This is a genomic window from Nitrospirota bacterium (assembly GCA_016207885.1).
GTDB lineage: Bacteria > Nitrospirota > Thermodesulfovibrionia > UBA6902 > UBA6902 > JACQZG01.
In genome coordinates this window covers 1-19526 of the sequence record JACQZE010000012.1, presented here as the reverse complement: position 1 = coordinate 19526, position 19526 = coordinate 1, and the positions used below count along the sequence as shown (strand labels likewise).

At 47.1% G+C, this 19526-nt stretch carries 15 protein-coding genes and 1 tRNA gene; 12 read left to right on the top strand and 4 right to left on the bottom strand.

Going from position 1 to position 19526, the window contains the following annotated elements:
• Positions 1 to 115: 115 nt before the first annotated feature.
• Positions 116 to 1282, bottom strand: a complete 1167-nt coding sequence (locus HY807_07925; GenBank protein ID MBI4826332.1) for an inositol-3-phosphate synthase — start codon at positions 1280 to 1282, stop codon at positions 116 to 118.
• Positions 1283 to 1433: 151 nt separating this feature from the next.
• Between HY807_07925 and HY807_07920 the strand changes: the two genes are divergently transcribed.
• The 4 genes from HY807_07920 to HY807_07905 all read left to right on the top strand — a co-directional run bounded on the left by HY807_07920 (position 1434) and on the right by HY807_07905 (position 4900).
• Positions 1434 to 1979: a dCTP deaminase gene (locus HY807_07920; protein ID MBI4826331.1), complete on the top strand. Its 546-nt coding sequence runs from the start codon at positions 1434 to 1436 to the stop codon at positions 1977 to 1979.
• Positions 1980 to 2086: 107 nt separating this feature from the next.
• Positions 2087 to 2803, top strand: a complete 717-nt coding sequence (gene pyrF, locus HY807_07915) for an orotidine-5'-phosphate decarboxylase (GenBank protein MBI4826330.1) — start codon at positions 2087 to 2089, stop codon at positions 2801 to 2803.
• Positions 2804 to 2877: 74 nt separating this feature from the next.
• On the top strand, positions 2878 to 4356 hold the full coding sequence (locus HY807_07910; GenBank protein ID MBI4826329.1) for an anthranilate synthase component I family protein: 1479 nt from the start codon (positions 2878 to 2880) through the stop codon (positions 4354 to 4356).
• 226 nt (positions 4357 to 4582) lie between these two features.
• Positions 4583 to 4900, top strand: a complete 318-nt coding sequence (locus tag HY807_07905) for a hypothetical protein (protein MBI4826328.1) — start codon at positions 4583 to 4585, stop codon at positions 4898 to 4900.
• Positions 4901 to 5058: 158 nt separating this feature from the next.
• Here the strand turns inward: HY807_07905 and secA are convergent, their stop codons facing one another.
• Positions 5059 to 7737 (bottom strand): preprotein translocase subunit SecA, encoded by a 2679-nt coding sequence (gene secA, locus HY807_07900; GenBank protein MBI4826327.1) that lies wholly within the window; start codon positions 7735 to 7737, stop codon positions 5059 to 5061.
• A gap of 127 nt (positions 7738 to 7864) precedes the next feature.
• Between secA and HY807_07895 the strand changes: the two genes are divergently transcribed.
• The 4 genes from HY807_07895 (at position 7865) to HY807_07880 (ending at position 9777) form a co-directional block, all read left to right on the top strand.
• Positions 7865 to 7939: transfer RNA gene (locus HY807_07895), tRNA-Gly, on the top strand.
• 94 nt (positions 7940 to 8033) lie between these two features.
• The gene (locus tag HY807_07890; GenBank protein MBI4826326.1) at positions 8034 to 8561 is read left to right on the top strand and encodes a cob(I)yrinic acid a,c-diamide adenosyltransferase; all 528 of its coding nucleotides are present in this window, start codon (positions 8034 to 8036) and stop codon (positions 8559 to 8561) included.
• A 260-nt stretch (positions 8562 to 8821) separates the two neighbouring features.
• Positions 8822 to 9391, top strand: coding sequence for a hypothetical protein (locus HY807_07885; GenBank protein MBI4826325.1), 570 nt, complete (start codon positions 8822 to 8824; stop codon positions 9389 to 9391).
• Positions 9392 to 9408: 17 nt separating this feature from the next.
• Positions 9409 to 9777: a helix-turn-helix domain-containing protein gene (locus HY807_07880; GenBank protein MBI4826324.1), complete on the top strand. Its 369-nt coding sequence runs from the start codon at positions 9409 to 9411 to the stop codon at positions 9775 to 9777.
• Positions 9778 to 10157: 380 nt separating this feature from the next.
• Here HY807_07880 and HY807_07875 read toward each other — a convergent pair whose 3' ends face one another.
• The gene (locus tag HY807_07875; GenBank protein MBI4826323.1) at positions 10158 to 10742 is read right to left on the bottom strand and encodes a CDP-alcohol phosphatidyltransferase family protein; all 585 of its coding nucleotides are present in this window, start codon (positions 10740 to 10742) and stop codon (positions 10158 to 10160) included.
• A gap of 87 nt (positions 10743 to 10829) precedes the next feature.
• Between HY807_07875 and HY807_07870 the strand changes: the two genes are divergently transcribed.
• From HY807_07870 to HY807_07860, 3 genes are all read left to right on the top strand, one after another.
• The gene (locus HY807_07870) at positions 10830 to 11309 is read left to right on the top strand and encodes an adenylyltransferase/cytidyltransferase family protein (GenBank protein MBI4826322.1); all 480 of its coding nucleotides are present in this window, start codon (positions 10830 to 10832) and stop codon (positions 11307 to 11309) included.
• Positions 11310 to 11311: 2 nt separating this feature from the next.
• Positions 11312 to 14443, top strand: a complete 3132-nt coding sequence (mfd, locus tag HY807_07865; protein MBI4826321.1) for a transcription-repair coupling factor — start codon at positions 11312 to 11314, stop codon at positions 14441 to 14443.
• A 66-nt stretch (positions 14444 to 14509) separates the two neighbouring features.
• Positions 14510 to 15373 carry a peptidylprolyl isomerase gene (locus tag HY807_07860; GenBank protein ID MBI4826320.1) on the top strand — a complete coding sequence of 288 codons (864 nt, stop codon included), beginning with the start codon at positions 14510 to 14512 and terminating at the stop codon, positions 15371 to 15373.
• 117 nt (positions 15374 to 15490) lie between these two features.
• Here the strand turns inward: HY807_07860 and HY807_07855 are convergent, their stop codons facing one another.
• Complete coding sequence (locus tag HY807_07855) at positions 15491 to 17173, bottom strand: proline--tRNA ligase (protein ID MBI4826319.1); 1683 nt, start codon at positions 17171 to 17173, stop codon at positions 15491 to 15493.
• Between the two features lie 161 nt (positions 17174 to 17334).
• Between HY807_07855 and HY807_07850 the strand changes: the two genes are divergently transcribed.
• Positions 17335 to 19449, top strand: coding sequence for a diguanylate cyclase (locus tag HY807_07850; GenBank protein ID MBI4826318.1), 2115 nt, complete (start codon positions 17335 to 17337; stop codon positions 19447 to 19449).
• Positions 19450 to 19526 lie beyond the last annotated feature (77 nt).

The following is a 19526-nucleotide window of genomic DNA, read 5'->3' as shown; positions in this document are numbered from 1 at the left end:
GCACTGATTTTAAAAGGTTAAAAACCTTAGAACCTTCAGAAGGCAAATCAAATAATTGCAAAAAATGCGGTGGCCATTACAAAATATTTTTTCTTCTCAATGCCATCAAAAAAAGTCAGTTGCTGTCCGAGATGGCTTTCCGGATCAATTCGGCATTATGCCCGTTCCCTATATTCTCACCCTCTATGTCCTGGCCTGATATAAACTCTTCCACCATCCTGAAGGCTATATCATCGCTGAACTGTTTTGGAGGGTGCTTCATAAAGTAGGCGGATGGTGAATAAAGTGCGCCACCCTTCCCTCTCTGGAGCGCAAGTTTACAACATCTTACGGAATCTATGGCAACGCCGGCGGAGTTTGGAGAGTCCTCAACAGAGAGCCTGAGTTCAAGGTTCATCGGCACATCTCCGAATATCCTGCCCTCCATGCGAATAAAGCAGACCTTGTTGTCATTCTGCCACGGAACATAATCGCTCGGGCCTATGTGGATATTGTCCGGCTCCATCCTCTCGTTAAGAATTGACTGCACCGCCTCGGTCTTGGATGTCTTCTTTGAAGCGAGCCTGCTCCTGTTGAGCATATTAAGGAAATCGGTGTTGCCGCCTGTATTAAGCTGATACGTTCTGTCAATCTTCACTCCCCTCTTCTGAAACAGGTCGGCCAGGGTCCTGTGAGTTATGGTTGCGCCTATCTGCGCCTTTATGTCATCGCCTATTACCGGAAGCCCCTTCTCCATGAACCGCCTTGCCCATTCAGGGTCGCTTGCTATGAATACCGGCATATTATTTATAAAACCTATGCCTGCCTCAAGCGCGCATTCAGCATAGAATTTCGAGCCTTCTTCAGAGCCTACCGGGAGATAGTTAAGAAGCATCTCGGCGCCTGTTTCCTTGAGCGTCCTTACAATATCTTCTCTGACTGCTTCATCCTCGCCGCTGAGTATGAATGTGCGTTTGGGATCGTATTCATTCATATGCCTTGAGAAGCCGTCAAGTATCCTGCCCATAATCACCTTTACCCCTGTCTCTGGAATATCTTTACAAAAAACAGCGGTACAATTGGGAAGCGCGAAGACAGCCTCGGAAACATCCTTGCCGACCTTTCTCTTATCAATATCAAAAGCGGCCACAACCTCAATATCATATGGCTTGTAGCCTCCGATATCCCAGTGCATCAGCCCTACCGCATCTTCAGCATTTTTGTTTTTATAGTACTCGATGCCCTGTATCAATGAGCTTGCGCAGTTTCCAATTCCGGCTATGGCTATCCTGATCTTATTCATATCTTCTATCCTTGATAAGGTGTAAAATGTAATTTGATTATACGACTTTTTTCTCTATATGCAAATGAAGCGTTGTGGACAAATAAGACGCTATATTATATCTTAAACACTGGCAGGTTTAGCCGCTATAACAGCACAAAAGGAAACCCAAATGGTAAAGAACGACCGCTGGATAATTGAGATGGCAAAGAAGGGGATGATAGAACCCTTTGAAGAGGATCAGATAAAAAAAGGCATATCATTCGGCGTAGGCTCATACGGCTATGACATGAGGATATCAGATGAGTTCAGGATATTCAGGAGCGAGAACAGGTCTTTTGTGGATCCGAAGAACAGCGACCCTGATAACTTCATCCATTTCAAAGGCGATGTCTGCACAATCCCGCCGAACTCTTTCGTTCTCGCGCAGTCGCTTGAATACTTCAGGATACCGAGAGAGGTTGTGGTCATATGCTTCGGTAAATCAACATACGCAAGGAGCGGCATCATTGTAAACGTGACACCTCTTGAACCCGAATGGGAAGGCCATGTGACGATATCGATATCAAACACCTCGCCGCTTCCGGCAAAACTATACGGCAACGAGGGCATATCACAGATATTATTTCTCGGCTCGGATGAAGTATGCGAAATATCTTACGCTGACAAGAAGGGTAAATATCAGGCGCAGAAAGGCATCACACATTCTAAAATTTAATAATACAACTCAAATTTATCCCACTTTAGCAAAGGGGGACTGAGGGGGATTTTTAAATTGTAAAATCTCCCCTAACCCCTCTTTTACAAAGAGGGGAATTATAGGTTATGAAAATTAGAGACAAAATAATACTCGCGCTTGATGTTGCTGACCGCGGTTCAGCGATTGCGATAGTTGAAAAGTTCAAAGGCCATATTGATATATTCAAGGTCGGCTCCGAGCTCTTCACATCCGCAGGCCCTGATGTCGTTAGAGAGATTAACTCGATGGGCAAGAAGGTCTTTCTTGACCTCAAGTTCCATGACATACCCAACACAGTTGCAAAGAGCGTCAGGGCTGCGGCAGAGATGGGGGTCTTCATGCTCAACGTCCATGCTTCTGGCGGCAGCGAGATGATGAAGAAGGCTGCGCAGGCGCTTGCAGAAGTATCTTCTGAAATGCATATCAATAAGCCAAAGCTCATTGCTGTGACCGTGCTTACCAGCATTGACCAGACGATACTTCAAAGGGAAGTGGGCATAGAGAAGACGATAAAGACACACGTGACGCACCTTGCAGAGCTTGCCCGGCAGTCCGGGCTTGACGGTGTGGTCGCATCACCTCAGGAGACGCCTATAATAAGAAATGCCTGCGGCAAGGACTTTCTTATCGTCACACCTGGAATAAGGCCTTTATGGGCAGCAGCGGACGACCAGAAGAGGACGATGACGCCTGCAGAGGCGGTCAGCAAAGGCGCAGACTACCTCGTCATGGGAAGGGCGATCTTATCACAGCCTGACCCGCTCGATGCGTTAAAGCGTATAGAGGAAGAATTAGAAAACTGACATAATTTATAAAATCCCCCTATATCCCCCTTTATTAAAGTGGGAAATTTTATGAAATGCCTTCTTAATTATTTATGCTTATCCATCCGAACAGAGAAATATTCCTGAAAGACTCAAACACCGGAAAGGTCTTCCCCGTCTATACAGAACTGCAATTCATTGAACCGAAAGAGATATACGAAAAAATAAAGCAGCCGCACAGTTTCCTTCTTGAGAGTTCAAAAGGGCCTGACAATATAGCACGATACTCCTTTATCGGCGCAGACCCTTTTCTTCTCTTCAGGGCAAAAGACGGCAATGCCGCGATAACAGAGAAGAACCATACAAAGATCTCATCATCACACCCGCTCAAAAAGCTAAGAGAGATCATCACATCCTTTAAAACAGAGAGAGATTATGCCCTGCCTCCATTCACAGGCGGAGCTGTAGGCATGCTCAGCTATGACTTTGTCCATTACTTTGAGCGGCTGCCGAAGACCGCTGTTGATGACCTCAAGATCCCTGATGCAGACTTCATGCTTTACGATACGGTCATAGCTGTTGACCATAGGCTTAATAAGACATTCATCATCTCATCTCCCGGCGCAGGAAACCCCGGCAGTGACGATTGGGGAGGCCATTATGACGTGGCGGTTAAGAAGATTGCCAAGCTGCATGAAATAATTACATCCCGACTATTTTCTAAAGAAGAGTTAGGAGGGGTCAGCGACACTTCTGTTAAAGCCTCTTTGGAATTAAAACACGAGATGGGCAAAGAAAAGTATATGAATATTGTCAAAAAAACCAAAGAATACATAAAGGCAGGCGATATATTTCAGGCGAACCTCTCGCAAAGAGTATCTTCAGATATCGGCGATACAGACCCGTGGCATATATATAAGACCCTGAGCAGCATCAATCCTTCCCCCTTTGCCGCTTACTTGGACATGGGCGATTACTTCATCGCAAGCTCATCACCTGAAAGGCTTGTACGCGTATCAGGCAATATTGTCGATACAAGGCCGATAGCAGGCACAAGGCCGCGCGGCGCAGACGCAGAAGGCGACAGGCAGATGAGGAACGACCTGCTCCTGAATGAGAAAGAGCGCGCAGAACATCTTATGCTCATAGACCTTGAGAGAAACGACCTCGGCAGGATATCAGACTACGGCACAGTCAAGGTTGATGAACTCATGGTGACAGAAGATTACTCCCATGTCATACACATCGTCTCAAATGTCAAAGGCACGCTTGCAAAAGGCAAAGACTGTTTTGATGTCATAAAGGCAACCTTCCCCGGAGGAACGATAACAGGCGTGCCGAAGGTCAGGTGTATGGAGATAATAGACGAGCTTGAGCCAGTGACAAGAGGGCCGTACACCGGTTCACTCGGATACATCGACTTCAACGGCGACATGGACCTGAATATCATCATCAGGACATTTGTGATAAAAGACGGTAAAGCATACGTTCAGGCAGGCGCGGGCATTGTCGCGGATTCAGACCCTGAGAGGGAGTATTACGAGACGTTAAAGAAGGCTGAAGCGCTGATAAAAACGCTGGAGGTTTTGTAAGGTTTTTACCCCTCTTTAGCAAAGAGGGGCAAGGGTAGATTTTATAATAAAGCTATGTCATTCTGGCTTGTCCAGAATCGTATCCCCTCTTTAGCAAAGAGGGGCAAGGGGAGATTTTATGAATCATATTTCTTTCTTCATGTTATCAATGGAATAGCGTTCTGCTATAATGGTGATGGTTACCAACAGTAAGAAGTAGTAAAATTAATGCAACATATAACTTGAAATGAAATTTACCATAAACAGACCTGCGAAAGATTTTAATATGCTTCATCAATACTATATTTTTTTAGATGGTATTCAAATAGGGCAGATTGAACGAGGAGAAGAGAAAACATTTGAGACATCAGATGAGGAACATGAGCTTTATCTTACAATTGAGGGAGGGTTAAGTAACTCAGTTAAATTAGACCCAAAAAATGGACATAAAAAGTTTGAGTGCAAAGATAGACTAGGAATATGGTGCTCTTCTTCATTACTTTCTCTTTGGTCAGTTACATTTGGTAGAAAAAAATACTTAAAGTTAATAGAAAAAACAAGATAACTTCCTGCAATCAACAAGGCTGGATTTTAAAGGAAAGATTATTATGAAATCCCCCCTCGCCCCCCTTTGCCAAAGTGGGGAACTAAAAGAACTCGACTCCCGCCCAAAACATCACCAACAGTAGGTGCTTTTAGGCACGGGAATGACAGAAGAAGAAACTACTGCCCTTCCCCGCAGCACTTCTTGTACTTCTTGCCGCTTCCGCAGGGGCACGGATCATTCCTTCCGATCTTCTGGTCTTTGATGACTGTCTGGGGCTTGCCTTCGCCGCTTCCCTCTCCCCTGCCGTACTGAAGCTTTGACGGGCGTATGCTTATCTTCTTCTGGATCGGCTCCTCTTTTACAAGGTGTATCTTGAAGAGCCTTCCGATGACCTCTGACGATACCCTGTCGCCCATGGCGGCGAACATGTCAAACGCCTCCTTCTTATATTCTGTAAGCGGATCCCTCTGGCCGTAGCCCCTGAGCCCTACGCCTTCTTTGAGGTGGTCGAGGCCGAGGAGATGGTCTTTCCACTGTGTGTCAACCATCTGGATCATTATCATCTTCTCAAGATACCTGAAGTTCTCAGCACCTATCTCGGTCTCCTTCTCCTCATAGAGACGTTTGATCTCATCAATAAGCTTCTGGCGCATCTCATCAAAACTACCGGCATCAAGATCAGAAGTTATATTGAACTTCCCGTAAAGCGCGTCTTTGAGCCCTTTGATATCCCACTCTTCAGCATGCTTGTCTTCAGGGCAATGGTCAGCGAGTATATCATCAAGGATGTTCTCAGCCATCTCAAATATCTTCTCTTTCAGCCCCTGCTCGGAAAGTATCTCGCGCCTGTAAGAATATATCTCTGTCCTCTGCTTGTTCATTACATCGTCATAATCTATCAGGTGCTTCCTTATATCAAAGTTATGCCCTTCAACCTTCTTCTGCGAACTCTCTATTCCCTTGGAGACCCACGGGTGCTCTATCGGCTGGTCTTCCTCCATGCCTAACTTTTCCATGAGGCCTGATATCCTGTCAGAGCCGAATATCCTCATGAGGTCGTCCTCAAGCGAGAGATAGAACCTTGACGAACCCGGGTCTCCCTGACGGCCGGAACGCCCCCTGAGCTGGTTATCTATCCTGCGTGATTCATGCCTTTCAGTGCCAAGTATATGAAGCCCTCCTGCCTCCAAGACCTTCTTCTTGTCTTCTTCACAGAGCTGCTGCGCCTTCTTCAGGGCATTCTGAAAATCCTCATCAGTATATGATTCCTTCTCCCTGAGCATATCCTTGGCAATGACCTCGGGGTTTCCTCCAAGCACAATGTCCGTGCCTCGGCCTGCCATGTTGGTTGCTATGGTGACAGCGCCGCTTCTTCCCGCGTGGACGACTATCTCCGCCTCCCGCTCGTGGTATTTGGCATTGAGCACCTGATGCGGCACCTTTCTCTTTTTGAGCATCGAGCTTATAAGCTCTGACTTTTCAATGGATATGGTTCCAACAAGCACCGGCTGGCCCCTCTTGTGGCAGGCTTCTATCTCGTTCACTACGGCATTTAATTTGCCTTTCACATTCTTATAGATGACATCGGCATTGTCGATCCTTATCATCTTTTTATTTGTGGGGATGACGAGCACGTCAAGGTTATATATCTTTGCGAACTCCGCAGCCTCTGTGTCTGCGGTGCCGGTCATGCCTGAAAGCTTGTTGTACATCCTGAAGTAGTTCTGGAAGGTGACAGAGGCAAGCGTCTGATTCTCGCTCGCTATCTTGACGCCCTCCTTTGCCTCGATCGCCTGGTGCTGTCCGTCAGACCAGCGCCTGCCCGGCATGAGACGGCCGGTGAACTCATCAACTATGATGACCTCGTCGTCCTTTACAATGTAGTCAACATCACGGTGAAAGAGGACATGCGCCCTCAGCGCCTGATTCAGGTGATGGAGGATATCCATATTTGAGATGTCATAGAGGTTATCTATGCCGAGAAGCTTCTCAGCCTTTGAATTGCCCTCATCAGTGAGAATGATGTTCCTCGCCTTTTCATCAACTGTGAAATCCGTATCGCGTACAAAACCGGGAATGACCTTGTCCACCTTGTAATACTTGTCAGTTGATTCCTCGGAAGCGCCGGATATGATGAGCGGTGTCCTCGCCTCGTCTATCAGGATACTGTCAACCTCGTCAACTATCGCGTAGTTCAGTTCTCTCTGAACGTACTCGCTTATGTCATACCTCATATTGTCCCTGAGGTAATCAAACCCGAACTCGTTATTTGTGCCGTAAGTTATATCTGAGTGATAGGCGTCTCTCCTGCTTATGGGCCTGAGATACCTGAGCCTGCTGTCCTCAGAGTGAAATGATTTGTCATATACAAAAGAGGTGTCGTGCTGAATAGTGCCTACTGAAAGGCCGAGGAAATGATATATCGGCCCCATCCACTGCGTATCTCTCTTGGCAAGATAATCATTGACCGTAATAACATGCACACCCCTGCCGTCGATCGCGTTCAGGTATACCGGCAGAGTGGCTGCAAGCGTCTTTCCCTCTCCGGTCTTCATCTCAGCGATCTTGCCCTGATGAAGAACGATGCCGCCTATGAGCTGTGAATCAAAGTGACGCATCCCGAGTATCCTGCGTGATGCCTCCCTGACAACCGCGAACGCCTCGGGCAATATATCGTCGAGGGTTTCACCGGCAGTAAGCCTTTCCCGGAATTCAACGGTCTTGCCCTTCAGCTTTTCATCATCAAGCGAAGATACCGAAGCTTCCGCAGCGTTAATCCTCTCAACTATCTGGTCGAGAAGCTTAAGGTCGCGCTCGTTCTTTGTGCCGAAGATCTTTGTTATTAACCCGAACATGGTTTGTATTATAGCAAAAAAGCGTTGGTGATAGCGGACAGGCGCAATAGCCCGTTAGTTTACTCCCGTTCAATGCGCTTGCAATACTGAACAGGCTCAATATAAAATACTTCATACTCAATCAATAGCGGGCGTAACTCAGTGGTAGAGTGCTAGCTTCCCAAGCTGGAAGTCGCGAGTTCAAATCTCGTCGCCCGCTCCAAAAAAGCTGTCAGCTATCAGCGTTCAGCTTTCAGCAAAAGAGTAAACATACAAATAAAGCTGATCGCTGACGGCTGAATGCCGAGAGCTAATTTATGTCAAAAGGCCTGATACATGTCTACACCGGCGAGGGCAAGGGCAAGACAACCGCAGCTGTCGGGCTTGCGGTAAGGGCAACAGGCCATGGCAGAAAGGTGCTCATACACCAGTTCCTCAAGGGCGGCTCGCTCAACTCAGGAGAGATATCTGCCCTGAAGATGATAGGCGTCAGTGTCGTGACCTTCGAGGATCAGGTATCTCCACTCTTTGACCCGAAAGTAACTATCCAGGAACTGAAAGCCGCTGTCGCAGAATCTATCGAACTCACAATAAAAGAGATAAAGAGCGGCGTTTATGACCTTGTGATACTTGATGAGTTCAACAACCTCTTCAGCGGCAAACTTGCGGACATGGATGATGTCAGGAGGATAATTAAAGCAAAGCCCGAAAGCCTCGAACTCGTCTTTACCGGCAGAAACGCGCCACCGGAATTGATAAAGCTTGCCGATTACGCTACAGATATTCAGATGGTCAAACACCCTTTTGAGAACGGCACAAAGGCGCGAAAGGGGATAGAGTTTTAAGAAGAATCCTGAATATTTTATTTTATGGACCCTGCAATCTAATTAATGCTACTTTTACTTAGTAGTTCAGATAATAACTGTTATCTAAAAATGAAAAGGGAGAAATGATAATATCACAACACAAAATAACTTTGAATGTATTGGTATCTGTCTTTTTTCTGACATTATGTTTATCCATAACGGGTTGCGCAACTTTAGCCGTCAATCAGTTTGTTCACCACCCCAAGTCATCGTTTGTTGATGAGTTTAAGCCAACCAATATGCAATTAGCAGGCGTATACTCTGGATTTGAAAATATAAATGGGAAAAGCAATGCTCGTATAATAGTTCTACCTGATTCCGAAGATTGTAAAGAGAGGCCTGTTATTGAACTATTGTTGCCAATGGAAAAGGATTCTGACTCCGAAGTAACATTCCGCTTGAGTGATTCTATCAATGAGCAGTTCCTTGTTAAAGACAAATATTCTGGGCAGCCAGTGAAAATTATCTTTTATTCAACAACAAATGATAAAAAATCAAACATCGATGAAGGCATGAAGCTTATGTTGTCTAACTATAATTGGCCTGGCTATCCTTCCACTCTAATTGTTGGATTTAAGAGGAATATTTATGCAGATACTTTTGCGTACAAGATTGCTTCTGGCGATGAAGACATAACGATGCATCACTTTAATGCTGAAGGAAAAAATCACAATAAATGGGCATGTAAAAACAAGGAAAACAATGTTGCAGGAACAATGCTAAAACCATTTACTGTTATTTTTGACATAATAACTTTCCCTATTCAGGCTTTATTCGCAGCAATTATCCTCGGCATATCTGGCCCTTAGGAGAGTAAACATCGCACATGACAAGAATACCTATAAAAAAAGAACTTTTTGATGAACTTCTCAAAAGCGTGAAACAGGGCGGGGCAATAATGAAGCGCACAATGAAACCTGCGCGAACCTTTACCTTTGCGGAATCCGAGGTGAAGAAGATTCGCGACCAATACGGACTCTCACAGGACAAGTTCGCAATCCTCATGGGTATAAGCACCGCAACACTTCGCAACTGGGAACAAGGCCGGCGCGCATATTGCTGCAAGTTGCGGAAAAACATCCTGATGCCTTGCTCGATCTTGCGAGTAACAGGAAAGCAAAGAAGACAATCCAACCAGCGGGTAAGGGGCGTTAACCACTTATCGCATTATGATATAATTTCTTTCAAGGAGTGAAATAAATTGAGGCCACCTGTCGGGCGCTTGGTTACGAGCCGCCCATAATCTGCACACCGCAAGAACTAATAGAGGAGGTTTAAGCTATGTGGAAAGATCCTATAGTCACAGAGACTCACTCACTGAGAGAGCAATACGCCAATCAGTTCGGTCACAACGCTGATGCAATATTTCAAGACATTCTGCGGAGGCAAGCTGTATCCGGCAAAAAGTTGGTTTCTTTCGAGCGTCGCAAGCCTGTTCTATTGAAAACTGTTGCCAAATAGAAATGGCCAGTTGCATACTATACACTTTAAACGGCTGCAATAAGACTGAGTAAAAAAACGCGGCGGGAATCCACTTAGGGAAAGATTCCGGACAAGCCGGAATGACCATAAAAGTTAGGATCTCATCCCTTTCCACACATGATACACCCTCTGGGCAACTGTGATATGAGTCAGGATAAATAGAACCCATATCATCGGCATCACCCATCCTGAGAGCGCTCCGGCTGCCATGATAATTATCCTTTCAGGACGTTCGATTATTCCGACATTGCATGCCTGTCCAAGCGCCTCTGCCCTTGCCTTTGCATAGCTGATTATGAGTGAGCCTGCCAGCGTAGCGATGCTTAAAAAGCAGCCTTGAGCGGAGCCGTTAATGAAGAAGTACCATGAAAAACCGATGAGCAGAAATGAGTCAGAGTACCTGTCAAGGACAGAGTCGAGATAGGCGCCGAACTTCGTAGCCCTGTTATTTACCCTTGCTACAAGGCCGTCAAGCATGTCAAAAAAGCCGCTGAAGAGGATGAGAATGCCGCCTGATATAAGGCTCCGGGGTATTACAAAAGCAGCTGCCAAAGTTACAAAACATCCGGTTATGGTGATCAGGTTCGGAGATATATTTATCTTCTTCGCGAGTGAAGAAAGGGGCTTGTCAAGCATATGTACGAATCTGGCGCTGAACATTTCAAATGATTTTACCACAACCCCTGCGAAACGTTTCTGATTGAGATATAATTAGAAGCTTGAACTTCTTGCTGAAAGTGATATTATTAATACTAAGGTCAACCCATGAATAATAAAAATCATAAAGTCGTCAATAGAGAGCATCTCAAGGATATCGTCAGCAAACTGAAAGACGAGGGAAAGAAGATAGTCTTTACGAACGGCTGTTTTGACATCCTCCATGTCGGCCATGCCAGGCTGCTTAACCAGGCAAAAGAGTTCGGCGATATCCTGATAGTCGGGCTCAATTCAGACAAGTCGGTATCTGCGTTAAAACCCGGCAGGCCCATAATCCCGCAGGAGCAGAGGGCAGAGCTGCTTGCGGCATTCCATGCGGTGGATTATGTGACCTTTTTTCATGAAGCCACGCCTTACAACCTTATCAAAGAGCTTAAACCTGATGTGCTGGTAAAAGGAAAAGACTGGTCAAAACAGGATATCGTGGGCGGCGACCTTGTAAAAGAAGTAAAGACCATCCACCTTGTTCAGGGCATGTCAACCACTGAGATAATCAGAAGGATCAAGAACCCGTCCTCAAAGATATAGAATTGTCTTTAGACCTCTCCACATTCAAACAAGCGTCCTCTGCTATAGAGAAAGGAGATATTCGTGCGCTAACTTCCCTTTCCGGTTCTTCCGGCGCGCTTATCTTCTCACTTTTGAAATTTCCTTGCCTGCTACTGTGCCCGTCTGAAGAGACTGCTGCTGAATTTTACTCTGACGCGGTATTCTGGGCTAAGGCGCTTGGAGCGGAGGAACCAGTGCTTATCGATACTGAAGAAAGCCCTGAACGCCTGAAGAGCCTTCACATCCTGTATGAGCAGGGTGACAGAAAGTTCATATCATCTGTCAGGGCCGCGCTCCTGCCGCTGTGGAATAAGAGCGGCTTTTCCGGCATATCAATATCAAAGGGCCTTAACATCGAGAGAGACCTCTTTGTATTAATGTTTCAGGATGCCGGTTACCATACAGTGCCTATCGTTTCAGGCCCGGGCGAGATGAGCATAAGGGGCGGGATACTTGATATCTTCCCGCCTGACAAAGAGTTCCCGATAAGGGTCGAGTTCTTTGGAGATGATATCGACTCTATAAGATATTTTGATATTGAGACACAGCTCACTGTGCGAGAGATAGATGAGGCAGTCATATATCCTGCGCTTGAACCGCAGCAAGGGCCTGACCTCATTGACCTGCTCAGTGAAAGCCTTCTCATCCTATTTGAGAAAGATGACATTAACAGCAGATTCCCTGATATCGCAGGCAGGATCGAAAAGAGAAGAAGCATAAACTTTACCTCACTCCCTTTAACAGATGAAGGGCCTGAACTGAAGATAACAGGCACAGGAGGCCTTGGCCTTTTACGCGAAGAGAGGGCAACCATTGAAGACTTTGTCAGCCGCGTGGGTGAACTCAGTAAAGAGTTCTCCATTCTTATGGCATGCTCCTCAGACGGACAGGCAAAGAGGCTGAGGGATCTCTTCACTGAAAAGGATATTGAAAATCCCATAATCGAAAACAGCAGGGCGATAGAATATCCGCGCAGCCCCGTCATAACCATAGGCAATCTGAGCAGAGGCTTCAGATGCGGAAGCTCAATTGTACTTTCAGAAGCAGACATCTTCGGCAAAAGGCCTGCCTTCAGGTCTATTAAAAGGTCAAAGGTCTCAAAGCTTATCTCCTCTATATCAGAGATAAAAGAAGGCGACTATGTAGTTCATATAGATCATGGAATAGGAAAGTATCTTGGCATAACAAAGCAGAAGAGGAATGATTATGAAGGCGACTTTCTTACACTCGAATATCTTGACGGAGACAGGATATACCTTCCGCTTGAGCGCATAAATTACATCCAGAAATACCAGACACCTGAGCATAGCAAGCCCTTCCTGGACAAGCTCGGAAGCAAGAGGTGGCAGAAGACCAAGCAGAGGGTTCAGCAGAAGATCAAGGATATGGCTGAAAAGCTTATCAGCCTGTACGCGCAGAGGTCGTCTGTCACAGGGCATCCGTTCACTGAAGACACTGAACTGCATAAGGAATTTGACGGCTTCTTTCCTTACGAAGAGACGCCTGACCAGGCGCGCTCCATAGCGGAGATAAAGAAGGAGATGGAAGACCCGTCACCTATGGACAAACTCCTTTGCGGCGATGTGGGATACGGAAAGACAGAGGTTGCGATGAGGGCGGCATTCAAGGCGGTCTTTGACTCAAAGCAGGTGGCTGTGCTCGTGCCTACAACCGTGCTTGCGGAACAGCATTACAATACCTTCACGAACAGGTTCTCAGCCTTTCCAGTGAAGATAGGAATGCTGAATCGTTTTAAGAGCAGCGCTGAGGAGAAAGCTACACTCAAGGCTTTGGCAGAGGGGTCTGTTGATATAATCATCGGCACGCACAAGCTCCTCGGCAAGAACGTAAGCTTCTATGACCTCGGCCTTCTCATCATTGACGAAGAGCATAAGTTCGGAGTGACCCACAAGGAGAAGATAAAATCGATCAAGACCAGCGTTGATGTGCTGTCGCTTACTGCGACCCCCATCCCAAGAACGCTGCATATGGCGCTTTCCGGCATCAGGGGGCTGAGCATTATCGAGACCCCGCCTGAGGAGCGGCTTGCGGTAAAGAGCCTCGTCATTAAGTTCGACCCGAACGCCATAATGGAGGCGATCCAGTACGAGATAGACCGGGGAGGACAGGTATTCTTCATACACAACAGGATAGAGGACATAGACAAGATGGCGGCATATCTAAAGGGCCTTGTACCGGACAGCCGGATAGGCGTGGCTCACGGCCAGATGCATGGGAAAGAGCTTGAGCAGGTCATGAGCGCTTTTTACAGAAAGGTTACCAACCTCCTTGTCTCTACCAATATCATCGGCTCCGGCCTTGATATCCCGTCTGCAAATACGATCATAATAAACAGGGCGGACAGGTTCGGGCTTGCAGACCTTTACCAGTTAAGGGGGCGCGTCGGCCGCTCCAATGTAAGGGCATACGCTTATTTTGTCATACCTGCGGAAGACATATCAGAGGATGCCAGAAAGAAGCTCTCAGCCATTCAGGAGCTGAGCTACCTCGGCGCGGGATTCAGGCTCGCGATGAAGGACCTTGAAATAAGAGGCGCCGGAAACCTTCTGGGCGGGGAGCAGTCAGGGCATATCGAGGCGGTCGGTTTCGACCTCTACGTCCAGATGCTTGAAGAGGCTGTATCAGAGCTTAAAGGGGAAAAGACAACGCCAAAGGCCGAGACCATCATCGACCTGAAGAAGACAGCCGGCATACCTGAGAGCTACATTGAAGACCCTACGGTGAGGCTGAGCATCTACAAAAAGATATCCTCAATAAAGAAGCCCGCGGATGTAATGTCAATGAAGGATGAGCTCAGGGACAGGTTCGGAGAACCGCCTGAAGAGACCCTGCGCCTTATAGATATCATCGAGCTTAAGCTCCTTGCCGGGCAGCTTGCGATAACAAAGATAGAGAACATAATCGGCAAAATAAGGCTCACCTTTGCGCCGGAATCTCCTGTGACCCAGGAAAAGATACTCTCCCTCTATGACAAGAAAGAGAAAGGGCTGAAGTTTCTGCCGGAAAGAGGCATAGAGATCGACATGAAAGGCAGGGAGTGGAGCGAGCTGTACCTGAAGCTGAAGGGTATCATGAATAACCTCTCTGAGTAGTTGTATAAACCGCGCCTCATATGTTATAACATTCTGTTCAATTCACTATAAAAAGGAGACATTTAAATGAATAAGTTTTTAGTCCTCGCATTAGCAGTATTTCTCACGATCGGCTGTTCCAAGGCAAGCACGACCAAACAGGAAGGCGCCTCTCTCGCAAAGGTCGGCGAAACATCCATCACACAGGAAGATTACATGAGAGAGCTGAAAAGCCTTCCTGAATGGGCAAGAGGAAAGTTCAAGGGCGATTCAGACAAAGAGGAGTTCCTTGATTCTATAATCGAAAAAGAGCTTCTATATGTTGAGGCAAAAAAGAACAAGCTTAACAATGATAAAGAATACCTCGCAAAACTCAAGGAATTTGAAAAGATGAACCTCATCACCACCCTCCTTGAAAAAGAGATCCGCGACAAGGTCAAGGTGGAAGACGCAGAGGCAAAGAGCTTTTACGACAGCAATACGGACAAATTCAAGCAGAATGCCGGCATCAGGGCGAGCCATATACTTGTTGATACTGAAGGCCTCGGTGTTTCCATACTCGCAAAGTTAAAGGCAGGCGCGGACTTCGCAAAGCTTGCAGCGCAATATTCAACGGATGAGGGCAACGCAAAGAGCGGCGGCGACCTCGGATTCTTCGACAGGGGAAGGATGGTGCCTGAGTTTGAAGACGCTGCTTTTAAACTGAAGGTGGGAGAGGTCAGCGGATTGGTGAAGACACAATTTGGTTATCACATCATAAAGGTCACTGACAAAAAAGAAGGCACCCAGCTCTCTTTCGAACAGGCAAAAGAGAATATCAAGAGACAGATGCTTGCCGAGAAACAGAGGAACGCCTACCAGTCCTTTGTTGACGGATTAAAGAAGAGCACAAAGGTCACAAAAAATGCAGAAGCGATTTCCGGTGTCAAGCTTCCCTGGGAAGAGAAATAAATAAAATCCCTATTTTGTCATTCCGGCTTGTCCGGAATCTTTCTTCGGAAGGACTCCCGACAAGCGGGAGTGACAGTTGACGGGAGAGTTAACAGGTGATTGCTTATACAGGAATCATTAACTGAGAATCTCTTTCACCTTCTGAACAACATCCGCAGGCGATAACTTTTCAGACTCTTTGGTTCTCCTCGATTTAAGCTCGACAAAACCCTCTTTAAGCGTCTTCGGCCCTATTAATATCTGAAGAGGAATTCCGATAAGGTCGGCATCCTTGAACTTGACTCCGGCCCTCGCATCCCTGTCGTCAATAAGCGCCTCAACGCCATGCTTCTTAAGCTCCGCATAAATATTTTCCGCAGTCTTCATGACCTCATCTTCAATATTGAGCGGGATTATCTCAACGTCGAACGGCGCAATGGACTGGGGCCATATCATTCCGTCCTTGTCATTGTTCTGCTCTATCGCCGAGGCTGCGATGCGCGCCGGGCCTATGCCGTAGCTGCCCATGATAACCGGAAGCGGGTTGCCCTCCTCGTCGAGGTAGACAGCATGAAGCGGCTCAGAATATTTCGTGCCAAGCTGAAAGATATTTCCTATCTCTATCATCTTCTCGACCTTTATTACAGATCCGCAGTTTGAGCAGGAGTCGCCCTCTTTTGCAAGGTGGATGTCATGCCATTGCGCTTCAAAATCCACAGAAGGCCTTATGCCTCTGGTGTGATGATCTTTTTTATTTGCGCCGACAATATAGACGCCGTCCTTAATGGAATTGTCAGCGAACTTTTTGAGCTTATGGCCATGCGGGCCGATGAATCCTGCCTCAACGCCGAGAATCTCCTTTACCTCATCCTTTTCAGCAGGCCTGAACTCGCCGGCTATCTTCTGAAGCTTCTTCTCATGAAGCTCCTGGTCTCCCCTCACAAGCGCCATGAACGGGCCGTCGCTTCCTATGAGTAGAAGGCTCTTTATGAAGAACTTCGGGCCTGTCTTTAAAAAACTTGAGACCTCCATAACGGTCCTGCGGTTGGGGGTTTCAATATCTTCCTTTACCCATTCTTCATTGAGCGCAGGCTGGGGAACCGGAGTTGATAACGCAAGCTCTGTATTTGCGGAATAGCCGCATTTATCACAGAGAACGACAGTGTCCTCGCCAGCAGCACTTGGCGCCATGAACTCATGCGCCATCGCTCCGCCCATCATCCCGGGGTCGCTCTGTACCTGATAATATTTCAAACCGCACCTTGAAAATATCTTATGATAAGCCTCCGCATGCCTGCGGTAGCTTTCGGCAAGCCCAGCCTCGTCCCTGTCAAAGCTGTAGCTGTCCTTCATCGTGAACTCGCGCGTCCTCAAAATGCCGCTCCTCGGCCTCGCCTCGTCCCTGAACTTTGTCTGCACCTGATACCACATCTGCGGAAGCTCCCTGTATGAGCGTATCTCTTTTGAGGCAAGCCAGGTCATTATCTCTTCATGCGTCATGCCGAGGCACATCTGCCTGTCGCCCCTGTCTTTGAGCCTGAACATCTCATCGCCTATCTCCGACCACCTGCCGGTCGTCTCCCATATCTCTGAGGGATGGAGCGCGGGCATGGTTATCTCCTGCGCTCCGATGGCGTTCATCTCCTCCCTGATTATCCTGTTGACGCGGTCAAGCACACGCATGGCAAGTGGAAGGTAGATATATAAGCCGGAAGCAAGCTGCCTTACAAATCCGGCTCGGAGCATCAGTATATGGCTTATCGCCTCTGCCTCTGCCGGAAGCTCGCGGAGCGTAGGTATGAACATCTTTGAAAAACGCATAGATCATTTCTCCTTTGAATAAGGCCTTAAAAAACAGATTATTTTATCACAAGTATGAAACTAAATTGCCGGCTCATTGATAATTCGGAAAATTATGATATATATCATGATATATATGTTTCTCTCCGGCTAACATGTATTCAATAAATCACTAATGAGATATGGCGACTAAAGAACCACCAACCACAGCCCCGTTCCCCATGGCCTTTTTTAAATTCACACTGGCCCTTACCGCGGCCTGTTTTCTCGGCTTCAGCTGGTACGCGTGGAAATCCTTCAATGAATTTGAGGTGACGGAAAAGCGCGGCTTCCGTCTGTATGAGATCAGCAACTACATAAGCCGGGTCAATGAGACACTGACGATGTCAGCGCGCATGGCGGCAACGACCGGTGACCTTAAATGGGAAAAATATTACCGGGAACTGGAGATATCCCTTAATAACGCATTTGACGAGGCCGAAAGGCTGGACCCCGGCCTCTACACTGGAATGAACGGCGCAGCGTTAAATAAGACAAGGGGAAAACTCGTTGAGATAGAGAAGAGGGCATTTGGCCTTGTAAGAAAAGGGGCTGCCAACAAGTCGCTGAAACTTGCTTACCAGAAGTATTTCACAGATGCCGAAACACTCCTCTTCAGCAGAAATTATGAGGAGCTGAAGGATGATTATACAAAAGGACTGACAAGGATAAACAGCATAACGCACGAACGCTCAAACGCGGCCATAAAGGCGCAGCGAATGCTCGGGTTCTGGGCCTTTATCTCAGTCATATTCGCAATGCCGGTATTCATTGCAGCCTGGTTCCGTTTACTGAAGAAAATAAAATATTACACGGTCAGGCGGAACGAGGCGGAAGAGGCGCTTTCGGAGTCAGAACGAAAATACCGCAATCTCGTCACAGAAATAAATGAAGGTTTTTTCATATCAGATAAAAAAGGGGTCATCACCTTCGCAAATAATGCATTCGCACGGATCAACGGCTTTGATGACCCTAAGCAATTGATTGGCAGGCCGCTGCTGGAATTCATAGATCCTAAAGTAAGAAAAGAGGTAGCTGAAGTATTTTTAAAAGGCCTTGAGACCGGGGAATTCCCGAAAGATGTGGAAGCGCGCATCTTCAGGAAGGACGGCAGCGAGGCTTTCGTGCAGATGAACCCCGATCTTTATACAGAAGGGCGGCGCATTGTCGGCATAAGAGGGATAATGATGGACATAACCGGGCGCAAGGCTGCGGAAGAGGAGCTGCTGAGAAGCAGGAACGACCTCTCGATACTGAACAATATCGCTTCCGTAATAAATCAGACGATGGAGATGAACGAACTATGCTCCAGGATATTGTCCGCGCTGAAGAACCTCGATATATTTCAAACAGTGCTCACAGGCAGCATATTCCTGCTTGAGGGGGAGAAGATGAAACTCGTCTCCCATATAGGCCATTCAGGTTACTTCATCGACCTGCACAGCGAATTGAAGGTCGGCGACTGCCTGTGCGGACTTGCGGCAAAGACCGGAGAAAGCATAATATCCCATGATTCCGTGACCGACCCGCGGCATACGGTCAAGTATGCAGGGAAGCACCGCCACGGAAGTATCGTCATTCCGCTTAAGGCAAGGGAGATTGTGATAGGTGTTTTATGTCTCTATGTGCCTGCAGATTTTGATATGGACGAACGGAACATTGAACTTCTCAAATCCGTCGCCAACCAGACGGGCATCGCGCTTGACAACGCGAGGATGTACGAAGAAGCAAAGAAGTCATCGCTCCATGACCCGCTCACCGGCATTCCGAACAGGCGTATGATGAATACTTTTTTAGAGGATGTTTACGCAAAGGCAAAAACAGGAGGAAGGCCATTCTCCGTCATCATGCTTGATGTTGACCATTTCAAGAAATACAACGATACCCTCGGCCATACGGCAGGCGACAGAATACTTGTCCAGGTCTCAAAGCTCCTGACAGATGCCGTAAGGGGAGCTGACCTCGCCGCAAGATACGGCGGGGAAGAGTTCATAATCATACTTACCGAAACCGACCTGACAGGCGCCGGTATAGTCGCTGAAAAGATCAGGAGATCCGTAGAGACAAAGACCGAAGTGACGGTAAGCCTCGGCGTTTCATGCTACAGCGATGAGGCCAAAGACGGCAAAGAACTGATAAAAAAGGCCGACTCCGCGCTCTATGAAGCCAAAACCTCCGGAAGGAACAAAGTAAATAATGAACTACCTCGCAGCAGAGCTGAACGAGGTATCAAAAACTTACTGCTCAAACAAGACTAACTGCTTATTATTATAAATTCTCTCATACTCTTTTGGATTTCGCCCTTGATTCTTCACATAGTTCATTATTGTCTCTT